This is a genomic window from Acinetobacter sp. GW821-FHT01E09 (assembly GCF_059422385.1).
In genome coordinates, this window is record NZ_JBWKWU010000001.1 from 2,813,246 (window position 1) to 2,827,939 (window position 14,694).

The following is a 14,694-nucleotide window of genomic DNA, read 5'->3' on the forward strand; positions in this document are numbered from 1 at the left end:
ATGATTGAATTTAAAAACATTTCAAAACACTATGAGTTGAAAGGTCAAACCATACGTGCACTGGATCAGATTAATCTTGAGATTCCAGCGGGCAGTATTTTTGGCATTATCGGCTATAGTGGTGCAGGTAAAAGTACCTTAATCCGTTTGATTAACTTGCTTGAGCGTCCTAACCAAGGGCAAGTCATCATTAATCAAAAAGACTTTACGGCACTTGATGCACGTGCATTACGTCAAGAACGTGCAAATATAGGCATGATTTTTCAGCATTTCAATTTACTACAAACCAAAACTGTAGCTGACAATATTGAAATGCCGTTAAAGTTGCTAGGTGTCAGTAAAGACCAACGTGAAAAACGTTTAAATGAGTTACTTGAGTTTATTGATCTAAAGCACAAAAAAGATGCTTTTCCAGATGAACTCTCGGGAGGTCAAAAGCAACGTGTCGGTATTGCACGCGCCTTGGCCAACCACCCCAAAATTTTACTTTGTGATGAAGCAACCTCTGCGCTTGATCCACAAACCACGAAATCTGTTCTTGCTTTGCTTAAAAAGATTAATCAAGAGCAAGGGATTACCATTGTCATGGTTACGCATGAAATGGATGTAATTGAATCTGTTTGTGATTTTGTTGCGGTCATGGAACAAGGCAAAGTGATTGAAACTGGTTCTACCTTAGAAATTTTTAGTCAACCGCAACATCCGACGACGAAAAACTTTATTCAAACCGTTTTACAGCAACAGCTCCCTGTTAATATCTTAAACAATCTTGAAAATCAAAATCATAAAAGTATTTATAGTCTGCAATTTTTGGGTACTTCAGCGCAAGAGACCGTGGTACAAGCAGCAATTAAGCAATTTGATGTCAGCTTAAATATTTTATTTGCCAATATGACTGAAATTAATGGTTCAGTGATCGGTCAAATGTTTATACAACTTTTGGGAGATGCTGAAAGCATTCGCCAAACTATAGATTTCTTTGAAAAAAATGGGGTCAAGGTGGAACAGTCAGGAGTTAGACTATGAGAGAACTCATTGTACAATGGCTCACTACACTCACAGCACCATTTTGGAAAAGCTCTTTAAGCATTGACCAATTTGTTACAGCGATGCAAGAAACCATTCAAATGGTCATTTTTGCAATGCTGTTTGGTACCATTTGGGGCTTTATTCAAGCAATTACCTTACTGGTTACTCGCCCTAATGGCATTTTACCCAATCGCGCTGTTTATCAGATTTTAAATCCTATCGTCAATGCACTACGTTCCCTACCCTTCATTATCCTATTGATTGCGGTTTTCCCACTCACCAAAGCGATCGTGGGTACAACTATTGGTACTTGGGCAGCGATTGTACCGTTGACCATTTATGTTGGTCCTTATATTGGTCGTCTTGTAGAAACATCATTGCTTGAAGTAAATGAAGGGATTATTGAGTCTGCACAAGCAATGGGTGCATCGCCTTGGCAGATTATTTTTAAATTTATTATCCCTGAATCTCGTAGCTCACTCATCCTGAGCCTTACCACAGCAACCATTAGCTTGATTGGTGCAACAGCGATGGCGGGTGCTGTAGGCGCTGGCGGTATTGGTGATTTAGCAATTTCTTATGGTTATCAACGTTTCGATCAAAGTGTAGTTTATCTCACTGTAATTGTCTTATTGATCCTTGTACAAATTGTACAGAGTCTTGGAAATTGGTTATCTAAGCTTCGATAATCCTTGCTTGCCATTTCCAGTTGTTTTTCGTTCTAAAATCATACCCTCCTTGTTGAGGGTATTTTTTATTTCTTGAGTTAGCTACAGATATAAATACTTATAAATTTTATAGATCCTTTTTAATTCTACTCATTTGATCATCTGCTCTTGATCAATCCTTCAGAAGTGATTAAGTTATAGAAAACTTAAGAAATATTTGAAATGAATAATTTTACCCAAACCATCGCCCCGTTGCTCCTTATGCTACCTATTTGCAGTTTTGCTGCGCAACATTCAGAAGATTACACCACCACAGTGAAAGTTAATGGTGTCGAGCTCAACCAAGCAGTAAGTGCAACACAAATTGAAAAATTGCTTGGAAAAACCTCTCAAAAACCTATAAAAACATTTTCAGAATGTACAGGCAACTATGAATACTCAATCTCCACTGCATCAGGAAAAAATCTAACATTTGACATTTTTAGTGAAGAAAATCCACAGATTAAATCTGACGCTTTTTATAAAAGCAAAAATACTTTTCAACAACTCAGTACGACCAAAGGGCGAATTTGGCTTTCTTGGACAAATGCACAAAAGATGACAGACACCGTTTTGATTAACAACAAACCCATCACCAATCTGTATAGCATCAATCAATTTAAAAAAGACTTCCCAAACAGTGCCAAAACTGGCACCCATATTTTAATGTTAACTGCGTCGGAAGCCAAAGAATTTTTAAAAAATCCTGCTGAATTTGAAACAGGCTATCGCAGTTATGTCGATTTTAGTTTTAAAAATGGCAAACTCAGTAAATTAGAAATCAACCAAGGGATGGCCTGTTAAGTTTTATTGAGAATAGCATATTGGTCTATATGCTATTCTCTAAAAGAATAACCTACCGCAAGACTTGTTTATTCAATCAAATACAATGCCGTACAACCGAATTACATATGTTTTCACATAAATAAGCCCGTAATCAGCTTTCCAACTTGTCTATGGCCTAATTTTGCTATTAAATTTGTATCAGCATATATATGGAATTCAACGATGCAATTTAAAATTCACGTCATAGATGTAAAAAATCAATTACAAAACTATATTTGGCTGATCGAAGACAGTCACAGCCACGATGTCGTTGCAATTGACCCCACAGAAGCATCGCTGGTTGAAGATTATTGCCTTGAGCATCAACTGAATTTAAAACAAATTTTGCTTACACACTGGCATAAAGACCATATTGGTGGTGTTCCAGAATTGATTGCAGATCATAATATTCCTGTTTATGGGCCACGTGCTGAACTGAGTCACATTCCTTTTATTACCTACCCACTACAACACGATGATCAATTTGAATTTCATGGATTAAACATCGACATTATTGCTGTGCCAGGTCACACCCTAGGGCATGTCGTTTACTTTATTGATGCATTAGACAGCGTTTTCTGTGGTGATACCCTTTTTGCTATGGGGTGTGGACGTATGTTTGAAGGAACTGCTGAACAGTTTTATCACTCTCTCAATCGCCTTGCTGCTTTACCACCAAGAACCAAAGTTTACTGTACCCATGAATATACGCTTTCTAATGCACAATTTGCTTTGCATATCGAGCCAGAGAACCGAGCAATACAACAACGTGCCGAAGAAATCAAACAGCTTCGTGAACAAGGGAAAATCACCTTGCCCAGCACCATTGAACTTGAACTTGATACCAATCCCTTTTTACGTGTTGAAAGTGCTGAAGAATTTGCACGTATTCGTGCATTGAAAGATCATTTTTAAGCAATCACGATTATTGTTTTTACAATGTTAAAACTGCGCCAGCCTAAGCCTCTGTTTTTAAAAGCCTCGCAGCGGGCGGTACTGTTATTACATGCCTATACCAGTACCGTTCAAGATATGAAGACCTTAGCAAAATTTCTGCATCAACATGGCTACACTTGCTATGCGCCTAGCTACGCTGGGCATGGTTTAACGGTTGATGAGTTTCTCAATTACACGACAGCGGATTGGTGGCAAGATACATATAATGCTTATCAACTCTTAGAAAATCAGGGTTATAAGCATATTGCTGTCATTGGGGTTTCTTTAGGTGCAATTTTATCGTTAAAACTCACTGAGCACTTTCCAATTGATGCATGTATTAGCATGTCTGCGCCACAGGATCGAAGTGTAAATGATCTTTTTAAGCGACTAAAGCACTATGCTGAATATCTCCATCAATTTCAGAATAGCAATGTAGAGCTAGACTTAAAAAACTTAGAAAATAAAGCAGCAATACAACTACATGCATTTCATCAGTTTGTTGCCGCAACCATAAGCAATGTTTCTTTAATTCGCGCACCTATTTTTTTATTGTATGGCGAGTTAGATGATGCACATTATCAATCCAGTGCACAAACCATTTATAATCATGTGAATTCTACAAAAAAACAGATTAAAAGTTATCCCAATACAGGGCATCTCATGACTTTAGGCAAAGATCAGACACAACTGTTTGGCGATATTTTAGATTTCTTAGATCAACATCATCCCATACAGCCATAATAACCTATACTTCTGTTAAATTTACTTACATTTAGCCAAAGTAAAAATGAGAAAAATTCTGCTTTTTTAAAACGATATCTTTGCATCAAAATATTACAAACACAGTTTTTGGAATTAATTAATCCATTGTTTTATTTTAATATTTTTTATTAAATTCACATTTCATCCATATTGGCAGCAAAAAAATACGCATTGATACAAAAGCCTTATTTCTCAAATTGCTCAAATATTGATATAAAAAATAAGTTTCATCAAATTACCCCTTTAAAAATTTAATGATCACCCCTATTAAATTTATAGGCAGGAATTAAGGAGATCTTCTGTGAAAAAGGTTGTAAAGGCAAAGAATTTAATCGCTTTTCGTATTTGGTTAGAAAAATTAGGCTATTCAGTAAAAAATTTAGCTGATGGAAAAGGATTTACTTTCAGCTTTAAAAAAGAATATGGTTTAGTCACTTGTGATTTATCTGGTAATAACTTAGCAATGCAGCTCGGTGAAGAATTTGAAGATCACTTAAAGGCTTAGTAAGTGTCTAAATGAAGTTTCTCTTTGAAAAGACCTAAACGAAATCGTTTAGGTCTTTTTATTGATCTGGATAAAATTCTAATTCTAAGAAACCTTTAATCAAGATACAGCATAGTTAGAATAAAAATTTAGGCATAAAAAAAGCATGATTTTCATCATGCTTTTTTAAATTTGGTGGGGACGGAGAGACTCGAACTCTCACACCTTGCGGCGCTGGAACCTAAATCCAGTGCGTCTACCAATTTCGCCACGTCCCCGAATAAAAACTAACGCTGTAGTCTTTTAAATAACTTGGCAGAGGATCAAGGATTCGAACCTTGACGAACGGTTTTGGAGACCGTCATGCTACCATTACACCAATCCTCTATAACCCTTCATTTTGTTTTAGTACCACAAAATGAATTGCTTGGTGGGGACGGAGAGACTCGAACTCTCACACCTTGCGGCGCTGGAACCTAAATCCAGTGCGTCTACCAATTTCGCCACGTCCCCAATGGCTGTGTATATTATAGAGATCGTTTTATTATGACAAGCCCTTTTTTCGAAAAAGACACTCGTTTGTTTAAATAAAAAACAAATGTTGCAAATACTGCTTTTTGTTTAAACAATTTGGCTTAATACTTGTTTTATTTGATAAATATTTGAGCAACGTTGCCCTGCTTTTTTCATTAACATCGCTGTTAAAACCATTTCAAAAATTTTAAATCGCTCTGGTAACACCACATTTAACTGCTGACAATGCAAAAATGCCCAATCTTGATAGCTTTTTGCCGATAAGCGCTGTTGTGTCAACCACTCCAACCAAACAATTCCTAACGCATAAATATCGGATTGAAATGATTTTGGTTGCGCATGAAACAATTCTGGTGCCATATACCGTGGTGTTGCTGTATGTGTTGCGATATTTGTTAAATTTGCGTCTTGAGCGGTGTTTACAGCCTGTTCAAAGTCAATCAAATAACTTTTCTCATCCTTAACACGAAAGTGCTCAACTTTGATATCACCATGCAGATAACCATAGTCATGCAAATGTTCAAGCACATCTAAGCTGAGTACTAATCGCTTACCAATTTCAGCCAAGCTAAGTCGATCAGGTAGATCCTGAAAAAGCTTTGGGGCATCTTCCACCCATAAAGCTTGATCAATGACCTCTTCATCAATTTTAAATTGCTGAAATGGATCAAATATTGAAAAGTTTAACAATACAGGTTGAGTTTCAGTTTCTAATGCATTCAACTCGCTATAACAGTTCAGCTCATTGAAAAAGTGTTGTTGATAACAGCGATTTGAATTTTTGAGCTGTAATTTCAACCAAAACAATTGCTGACCCTGCTGAATTTGATAAACACGACGACCAAATTTTTGACTTTGGATTGAATTATATGCAATTGGAAGAATTCTGCTTTGGCTCATACTTCGGTCAATTGTTCTGCGGGTATATCTTTCGTCATCGGATGATTCAAAACTTCTAGACAATGTTGGATTGTTTTACCAATCCGCGCATGTGTTTCTATACTTGAAATTTTTGGCCAAGTTGCACGCTCACCTTCTCGTTGCAACAGCTTAAATAGATATGGGCGTGGGTTCTGTAACATATAGCTATAATGGCGCAGACTATACTCCCCAATAATATTGACATCACCATAGTAGCGCTGGTCAATAATACCGTAACCGTGATCGAGTAAACGACGCATAGAAGGAACTCGTCCCATACGACCTCTGGCAAAGTCCATGATCCCCATTGCAGCCATGCGTCCTTGACTACGCACTATACGTTCAGGCCAACTCAGTAAATCTCTACGGTAACGTTCTTCATCATTCTGCATAAACGGTACAATATGTGGATTAACCTGACTGGCAATGGTGTAATTCAAATTATAAAGACGTGACATGCGCTCTTGGGGAAAATCATTGCGGACACTGCCGTCTACCCAACGCGTATTTGCCAAATAAGGAGTATGTACACCATCATAACGCTTACTGATCAAACGCACAGGTGGAAATAAAACCGGTACAGCACATGATGCCAATACTGCACTCCAGACCAATAAATCTGGTGAAGTATATTTATTCATGATTCGTACATCTTCTTGGGAGACATCATAAGGTGCGACGGTGACATTGATATCTAAGCCTGATTTTTCAAACGCCTCCTGAAAAGTTACATCACCTAAATTTTCGACCAAGAACTTTTTAAGATATCGGACATCAGCAAAACCACCATTGCCTTTGATTAATTCTTTTAAGCTTCTGAAGTGAAAAGCTTCACTATAAAACTGGTCACCACTGAGCAAGTTTGGAATCTCACCCGGTTCATTTACCCCCAGCATCGCTGTCATGATTGCCCCAGCACTTGAACCAGAAAGTACTTTTGGCATTAAGTCTTGTTCCATTAATGCTTTACAAACACCGCTATGGAATAAACCTAATGTTGCTCCACCCGAAAACATCAGTGCGGGCTGACCATAGGCCTTTTCACAGTTTTCAAAAAACTTCCTTTTGCTTTCATGACACAAAGCTTGGCAACTTTCTGAAGCGATGAATGCCAAACTATTGCTCACTTCATCAATATAATCTTCAATTATTTTTTTAGTTCCAACATAGGTATGTGCAAATAGCATCGGATGCCCGATGTTGGCAACATCGTGACTAAATCCTTCTCTTAGGATATACATCAAATCTTGGGTGCGATTTTGTAGACGGTAACGGCGCAATAAATTTAACCGATGGGAAATAATTTCAGCATCAAAATATGGAGAAGTATTATCCAGCTTCCACTCCTGTGCCCCCGTTTCTTCATCCAGTTTTAACGCTATAGATTTCCACTCTTCATAGTTTTCCGCATGTTTCAGTTTTCTTTTTAGTTTTTTAATACGATAAGCCTGATGCGGATTTAAATCTTGAGTGAGTTCTAATAACATTTCTAATATTCCTTTGATTTTTAATCCGACACTTTTAAATACCTGTCGATAAACTATGCTGAAAAATAACCAGATAATCAATTACCATAAGTCATTTAATTCTTGCTTTAGATTCCAATTATCGCCTATTGAGATTAGCTCAATAAAATTACTGTGCTAATATCAACCACACATTGTAATTTCTGAAAATAGCGAACGGATATGGCAACTTTCGACTTACCTGACAATATCATCCAAAAATTATCCACTGTTCTTGATCAGTTACATCAAGTTCTTCCTGAAAAGAAACAAGATACTGACTTTGCAGCAGTGGCTTTTAGGTGGCACGATAAACAACTCAAAGCGATTTATAACCCGAAAGCAATGCATTTGGATGATCTTAAAGGGATTGAACGTCAGAAAGCTAAAATTTTACAAAATACTGAACAATTTCTACACGGTTTACCTGCCAACGATATTTTACTGACTGGCTCACGCGGTACAGGAAAATCATCCATTGTCCGCTCTTTACTTACCCAGTATGCAGAACAAGGCTTACGTTTAATTGAAATTGAACGAGATGATTTATCTGACTTGCCAGAAATTCAAAAAATTATTAAAGATCGTCCAGAAAAGTTCATTGTTTATTGTGATGACTTGGCATTTAATGCTGAAGATGAAAATTACCGTAGTTTAAAAAGCGTGTTAGATGGCTCGCTACAATCTGGCTCAAGTAATTTTGTGATTTACGCAACCAGTAACCGTCGTCATTTATTGCCTGAATTTATGCATGAAAACACGCCTGTAACTAAAGTCGATGTGCCGCAATATAAAGAGTTGCATCCACAAGAAGCCATCGAAGAAAAGATTTCATTATCAGATCGTTTCGGTTTGTGGTTGTCGTTTTATCCAATGGATCAAAATCTTTATTTAGAAATTGTGGAGCATTATTTAGCAAAAGCAGACATGCCCTTTGCTGATGATGTTCGTGCTGAAGCATTAAGATGGTGTCAAGCTCGTGGTCAACGCTCAGGGCGTGCAGCATATCAATTCTCTAAACATTGGATTGGTTCAGAACGTTTAAAGGCATTATAAGCCCGACTTTTTAGATATATACAGCCCTAACTGAATAATAGTCAGGGCTTTTATTATTATCACCTTAGTCATCCTAAACCCATTTATCACCCGATAAAATTTCACTGCTTCTTTGTCCAATTCGATAACAATAGCTTGAATGGATTACCCTGTTTCATTCAATCCATATCATTCAAATAAAGCTTCAATTATTCGTTTCTATGTAAAAAAGACCATCAACACACAACTCAAGCTGACTGCTGGTTAATCATGCAACTAAAAGCCAAAATTAAAAAATTCAGTATATTTAAATATATTTCAAATACTTAAATACAAAGCAATAATTCATCCAGAACATTTTATTTCAGCACATCACAGTTTAAGCGTGATAAAATAGCCGACAGTTTCATATAGGATAGGTCTATGCAGTTTGTTCATCTTGGTATTCATACCGAATTCTCGATTACAGAATCGATCGTACGTATACCTGATCTGATTAAAGCTGCCGCATCTGATGAAATGCCCGCTTTAGCCATTACAGACCTATCCAACCTGCATGCAGCAGTTAAGTTTTACAACAAATCGCTGGGGAAAGGGATTAAACCTATTTTCGGCAGTGTAATTCGATTAAATGATGCAAACCACAAAGCAACCTTACTGGCAATGACCAATAAAGGCTGGCGTGGTCTGACTGAAATAGTCTCTCGCGGCTTTATTGAAGGACAACAGCTGTCGATTCCATGTGTACAAAAAGATTGGGTACTTGAACAGTCTCAAGACATCATTGTACTTTTGGGCCTACATAGTGATGTCGGAGAAATGCTCTGTGCAGCTTATCCTGAAAAAGCCGAACCGCTGTTAGAACAATGGATCGAAAAATTTGGCAATCGTGTTTATTTAGCACTGACACGTACAGGTCGCCCATTAGAAGAAAGCTTCAACGAAGAAGCGGTTAAACTCGCTGCAAAATATAATATTGGTGTTGTGGCGCATAATGATGTGCATTTTGTTAGACCAGAAGATTATGAAGCACATGAAGCACGCGTTTGTATCGCAGATGGTTATGTTCTAGGCGATAGTAAACGTCCTAAGCATTACAGCCCTGAGCAATATTTTAAAACCTCTGCTGAAATGATTAAGCTATTTGCAGATATTCCAAGTGCCATAGAAAACACCTTACAAATTGCAAAGCGTTGTACCGTTTCACTCCGTTTAGGATTCCATGATCTACCAGACTATCCAATTCCGGAAGGTCATACTATCCATTCTTACTTTGAGCATCTTTCTGAAATTGGTTTAGAAGAACGTTTAGACTTCCTTTACCCTGTTGAAACACGTGATGAAGATTGGGCTGAAATCCGTAAGCCTTATGATGAACGTCTGGCCTATGAGCTTGGCATTATCAATAAAATGGATTTCCCTGGTTACTTCCTCATCGTCATGGACTTTATTCAATGGTCTAAAAACAATGGGGTTCCTGTAGGTCCCGGTCGTGGTTCAGGTGCAGGCTCACTCGTCGCTTATAGTTTAAAAATTACTGACTTAGACCCGCTGCGTTATGACCTACTCTTTGAACGTTTCTTAAACCCAGAACGTGTATCCATGCCCGACTTTGATATCGATTTCTGTATCGCTGGGCGTGATAAGGTCATTGACTATGTAGCACGCCATTATGGTCGTGATGCGGTTTCTCAGATTGCAACCTTCGGTACCATGGCTGCTAAAGGTGCGATTCGAGATGTAGCACGGGTTTTAGGTAAATCTTATGGTTTGGCAGATCGTATTTCTAAAATGATTCCGACTAAACCTTTAGGACTCACCTTAGAAGAATCTATTGAGGCTGAACCACAACTTAAAGATATTGTGACCAATCCATCCAACCCAGATTATGACGATGCTGCTGAAATCTGGGAAATGGCACTCAAGCTTGAAGGCATTACCCGTAATACAGGTAAACACGCAGGTGGTGTAGTCATCGCACCAACCAAAATCACCGATTATTCGGCAATTTTGTGTGAAGCTGATGGTACAGGTCGGGTTGCCCAATTCGATAAAGATGATGTAGAAGCTGCGGGCTTAGTAAAATTCGACTTCTTGGGCTTACGTAACCTTACTGTAATTGAAGATGCGATTCAAAATATTAATAAGCGTATTCAATCTGATAAGCCGTTAAATATTTCAAACATTCCTTTGGACGATCCTAAATCCTATGCAGTATTTGCTGACGCAAATACCACCGCGGTATTCCAGTTTGAATCCGTGGGCATGAAAAAAATGCTTAAAGAAGCACGCCCAAGTAAATTTGAAGAAATTATTGCCTTCGTATCTTTATATCGACCGGGTCCAATGGACCTTATTCCTGACTTTATCCATCGTATGCATGGTGGTGAATTTGAATACTTACATCCGCTGTTAGAAAGTGTACTCGAACCCACTTATGGGATCATGGTATATCAGGAACAGGTGATGCAAGCCGCACAGTTCTGTGCTGGCTATACACTGGGTGGTGCAGATTTACTTCGTCGTGCGATGGGTAAAAAGAAAGTCGAGGAAATGGTCAAGCAACGTGCCACCTTTATTGAAGGTGCTGCGAAAAAAGATATTGATGAAGGTACAGCCAACCATATCTTTGACTATATGGAAAAATTCGCAGGCTATGGTTTTAACAAATCACATGCCGCTGCGTATGCTTTAGTTGCCTATCAGACGGCTTGGTTAAAAGCACATTACCCTTCTGAATTTATGGCTGCGGTCATGTCTTCGGAAATGCAAAATACAGATAACATTGTATTTTTAATTGATGACTGCCGAATCAACAACTTAGTGGTATTGCCGCCATCGGTAAATATGTCGTTCTACCAATTCTATGCCAGTGATGTAAACACCATTATTTATGGCTTAGGTGCAATTAAAGGTGTCGGCGAACAAGCCATGCAATCCGTGATTGATTCACGTGAGCAAGATGGTCCTTTTAAAGATTTATTCGATTTCTGCCACCGTGTAGATTTGAAGAAAATCAATAAAAGAACATTGGAAGCATTGATTCGCGCTGGTGCACTGGACTGTTTGGGAATTGAACGTTCAAGTTTAATGGCTCAACTTCCAGAAGCCGTCCAAGCCGCTGAACAAGCACGTTCAAATCGTGAAACGGGCATTATGGACTTATTTGGTGAAGTTGAAGAGGTTCAACGTAAGCCAGCTAAACCTGTAAAACCGTGGTCTGATGAAGTGCGTCTAAAAGGCGAAAAAGATACATTGGGTTTATATCTGACAGGTCATCCAATTGATGTCTATCGTGCAGAATTAAAATCCTTTATTCCAAATAAAATTAATGAATTAACCCCTACTCGCCGTGGTGTAACCACCGTTTTCGCTGGTTTAGTGGTCGATATTGCCAATTTCCCAAATCGAATGATGATTACCCTTGATGACGGCACAGCACGTATCGAAGTCTCTGCGAATCATGAACGCTTCCAACGCTTTAAAGACATTATTCAAAATGAAAAAGTGGTGGTGATTGAAGGTGAAATTTATGAACGTGAAGGTTTTGACCGCCCTATGGGTCGTTTGACCAAAGCATTCACCCTCAATGAAATTCGACAAAAGCGTGCCAATAGCATTGCCATCACACTGAATACTGAAGTGATGACGAAAACTTTAGCCTCGGATATTCAAAAGATCTTACTGCCTTTCTGTAATGTCGATATGTGTCAACACATTCCAATGCAGATCCAGTTAGATTATGACTATGCCACGGCTGAGTTACATTTAGGTCAACAATGGAAAGTTGCCCCATTGGATGAGTTACTTTCAAAATTACGTGATTACTTTGGTAAAGAATCTATTCATATTGAATACCAAGTCAAATCTAAAGCGGCAAAAGCCGTAGATCATCGTGGACTTGCCCAACCGACTCAAGTTGCACCACCACCAGAAAATATGAGTATGGATGATGCAATGGATGACTATATGGCAGATGCAGGCCAATTCTCCTAACCTCCCTATTTGAATTTAAAGCTTAATATTTTGGAATATTCATGGATATTTTCGACAATGCTGTGATTTCACAGCATTTAAGTCATGTACGTATTGTCATGGTCAATACGACACTTCCTGCCAATATCGGAAGTGCTCTACGTGCAATGAAAACAATGGGCTTAACTAAACTTGTGCTCGTTGCACCTAAAACCTACCCTCACCCAGATATAGATGCCTTGGCAGCGGGTGCGGCAGATCTGATTGAGCACATAGAAATTGTCGACAGCTTAGAAAGTGCCATTAAAGATTGTCATATCGTATTTGGAACCAGTGCGCGTAGTCGCACCATTCCGTGGCCTTTGCTTGATGCACGCCCTGCGGCGCAAAAATCTATGCAAGCGGTTATTCAACATCAGCAAGAAATCGCTATTGTCTTCGGTCGTGAAGATCGTGGTTTAACCAATGAAGAGCTTGCACTGGCAAACTTTCATGTCACAGTCCCAGTAAATAGTGATTATGGTGTGTTAAATGTTGCTCAAGCAATTCAAGTGCTGTGCTATGAAATGCGTATGGCAACATTAGAACTGGCTGATAAGAAACTGGATACTGAAGCAGTGATGCGGGTAACAGATTCAGCAGATATGCATTGGGATGAACCGTTGGTCACACATGAGCAAATGGAACAATTTTATCCGCATATTGAAAAAATGTTGGCTGATATCGAATTTTTAGACCCTAAAAACCCGCGTTTACTGCCTTTACGCTTGCGTCGATTATTTGGGCGTATACAATTAGATAAGATGGAATATCATTTATTAAGAGGCATTTTCAGCCGAGTTCAAGCCTTAAATAATGGTACATGGAAAAAGTCAAAAGATGAGGATCAAAACTAATGCTAAAACAGCTTAAAGAAGATATCCAAGCTGTATTTGCGCGAGATCCTGCTGCGCGTAATACATTTGAAGTTTTAACCACATATCCTGGGATACATGCATTAATCATGCATCGTGTTGCCCATGAATTATGGGAAAAAGATTGTAAAACTTCAGCACGCATTTTGTCTTCTTTTAGTCGTTTTACTACAGGTATTGAGATTCACCCTGGCGCTAAAATAGGTAAACGCTTTTTTATCGATCATGGTATGGGTGTGGTGATTGGTGAGACAGCAGAAATTGGTGATGATGTCACCTTGTATCATGGGGTGACTTTAGGTGGCACGACATGGAATAAAGGTAAACGTCATCCGACTTTAGCAGACGGTGTTGTAGTAGGCGCTGGTGCAAAAATCCTAGGCCCTTTTGTGGTCGGTAAAAATGCCAAAGTCGGCTCAAATGCTGTGGTGACTAAAGCTGTACCTGATGGCGTCACGGCGGTAGGTAATCCTGCTCGCTTTATTAGCAAAGATAAAGAAATCGTCACTACACCAGAACCAAGTTGTCCAGAAGAAATGACCAGTGGTATCGAAAACACAGAATTTCAAGCCTATGCAGCCGTACCAGAACAATCCGACCCTATGCTTGATGGTATGCGTGTTTTGTTAGATCGTTTGGAACAAAATGAAAAACGCATCAATAGTTTGTGTCAGCGTTTATCACTTTTAGACCCAACCTTTAATTTACAACACAATATTGAACAGCCTTTAAGTGAAGATGAAATCAAAATTATTGAAGAAGTTAGACGTGAATGTGAAGCACAAAACCACTCATCGAAAGCATAAGGTTTCTTAGGGCCTGTTGACAATTCGTCTATGTTTGCGACTACGTGTGTTTTTTAGGCGATACTAGACGCGAAATACGAAATTTAGTCATTCTAAATGAGTAGTTCGTAACGACGTAGCGGCAAAAAATACACTAGTCCCGAAGGGTTGTGGCTAAAATTATCTCAGCCTTCGTTATGAAACTCGAAAATAGTCTCGCTATTCTCTTCGTTTCATGCCTTGCCTGCTCAATTTTAACCTACAACGCAAGCCATTTAT

Annotated in this window: 12 protein-coding genes and 3 tRNA genes; 10 read left to right on the forward strand and 5 right to left on the reverse strand. The window is 38.6% G+C overall.

The annotated features are described in order from the left end of the window. The 6 genes from AC07U8_RS12935 to AC07U8_RS12960 all read left to right on the forward strand — a co-directional run bounded on the left by AC07U8_RS12935 (window position 1) and on the right by AC07U8_RS12960 (window position 4,767). Window positions 1-1,026 carry a methionine ABC transporter ATP-binding protein gene (locus AC07U8_RS12935; RefSeq protein WP_004719301.1) on the forward strand — a complete coding sequence of 342 codons (1,026 nt, stop codon included), beginning with the start codon at window positions 1-3 and terminating at the stop codon, window positions 1,024-1,026. Continuing rightward, entirely contained in the window at window positions 1,023-1,718 is a 696-nt protein-coding gene (locus tag AC07U8_RS12940; protein ID WP_034613374.1) for a methionine ABC transporter permease, read from the forward strand. The genes AC07U8_RS12935 and AC07U8_RS12940 overlap by 4 nt, the downstream gene beginning before the upstream one ends. Window positions 1,719-1,919: 201 nt before the next feature. Then, window positions 1,920-2,540, forward strand: a complete 621-nt coding sequence (locus AC07U8_RS12945; RefSeq protein WP_494738004.1) for a hypothetical protein — start codon at window positions 1,920-1,922, stop codon at window positions 2,538-2,540. A 204-nt stretch (window positions 2,541-2,744) separates the two neighbouring features. Continuing rightward, window positions 2,745-3,476 carry a hydroxyacylglutathione hydrolase gene (gene gloB, locus AC07U8_RS12950; RefSeq protein ID WP_494738005.1) on the forward strand — a complete coding sequence of 244 codons (732 nt, stop codon included), beginning with the start codon at window positions 2,745-2,747 and terminating at the stop codon, window positions 3,474-3,476. Window positions 3,477-3,500: 24 nt separating this feature from the next. Continuing rightward, window positions 3,501-4,241, forward strand: coding sequence for an alpha/beta hydrolase (locus tag AC07U8_RS12955; RefSeq protein WP_270384117.1), 741 nt, complete (start codon window positions 3,501-3,503; stop codon window positions 4,239-4,241). Between the two features lie 322 nt (window positions 4,242-4,563). Further along, window positions 4,564-4,767 carry a hypothetical protein gene (locus AC07U8_RS12960; RefSeq protein WP_004719296.1) on the forward strand — a complete coding sequence of 68 codons (204 nt, stop codon included), beginning with the start codon at window positions 4,564-4,566 and terminating at the stop codon, window positions 4,765-4,767. A gap of 172 nt (window positions 4,768-4,939) precedes the next feature. Here AC07U8_RS12960 and AC07U8_RS12965 read toward each other — a convergent pair. The 5 genes from AC07U8_RS12965 to AC07U8_RS12985 form a co-directional block, all read right to left on the reverse strand. Beyond that, window positions 4,940-5,024 (reverse strand) — tRNA-Leu (locus AC07U8_RS12965). A gap of 35 nt (window positions 5,025-5,059) precedes the next feature. After that, window positions 5,060-5,133, reverse strand: a tRNA-Trp gene (locus AC07U8_RS12970). A gap of 41 nt (window positions 5,134-5,174) precedes the next feature. Continuing rightward, window positions 5,175-5,259 (reverse strand) — tRNA-Leu (locus AC07U8_RS12975). A gap of 108 nt (window positions 5,260-5,367) precedes the next feature. After that, window positions 5,368-6,180 (reverse strand): protein kinase domain-containing protein, encoded by an 813-nt coding sequence (locus AC07U8_RS12980; protein ID WP_270384122.1) that lies wholly within the window; start codon window positions 6,178-6,180, stop codon window positions 5,368-5,370. Next, on the reverse strand, window positions 6,177-7,688 hold the full coding sequence (locus AC07U8_RS12985) for a DUF3336 domain-containing protein (protein ID WP_056511973.1): 1,512 nt from the start codon (window positions 7,686-7,688) through the stop codon (window positions 6,177-6,179). The genes AC07U8_RS12980 and AC07U8_RS12985 overlap by 4 nt, the downstream gene beginning before the upstream one ends. Window positions 7,689-7,889: 201 nt before the next feature. Here AC07U8_RS12985 and AC07U8_RS12990 point away from each other — a divergent pair, with 201 nt between their 5' ends. The 4 genes from AC07U8_RS12990 (at window position 7,890) to cysE (ending at window position 14,436) form a co-directional block, all read left to right on the forward strand. Then, window positions 7,890-8,762 (forward strand): ATP-binding protein, encoded by an 873-nt coding sequence (locus tag AC07U8_RS12990; protein ID WP_004822502.1) that lies wholly within the window; start codon window positions 7,890-7,892, stop codon window positions 8,760-8,762. Between the two features lie 402 nt (window positions 8,763-9,164). Further along, window positions 9,165-12,737 carry a DNA polymerase III subunit alpha gene (gene dnaE, locus AC07U8_RS12995; protein WP_004822504.1) on the forward strand — a complete coding sequence of 1,191 codons (3,573 nt, stop codon included), beginning with the start codon at window positions 9,165-9,167 and terminating at the stop codon, window positions 12,735-12,737. 41 nt (window positions 12,738-12,778) lie between these two features. Further along, entirely contained in the window at window positions 12,779-13,612 is an 834-nt protein-coding gene (locus AC07U8_RS13000; protein WP_004822507.1) for an RNA methyltransferase, read from the forward strand. Further along, on the forward strand, window positions 13,612-14,436 hold the full coding sequence (cysE, locus tag AC07U8_RS13005; protein WP_004822508.1) for a serine O-acetyltransferase: 825 nt from the start codon (window positions 13,612-13,614) through the stop codon (window positions 14,434-14,436). Before AC07U8_RS13000 ends, cysE begins: the two co-directional genes overlap by 1 nt. The last annotated feature ends 258 nt before the right edge of the window (window positions 14,437-14,694 follow it).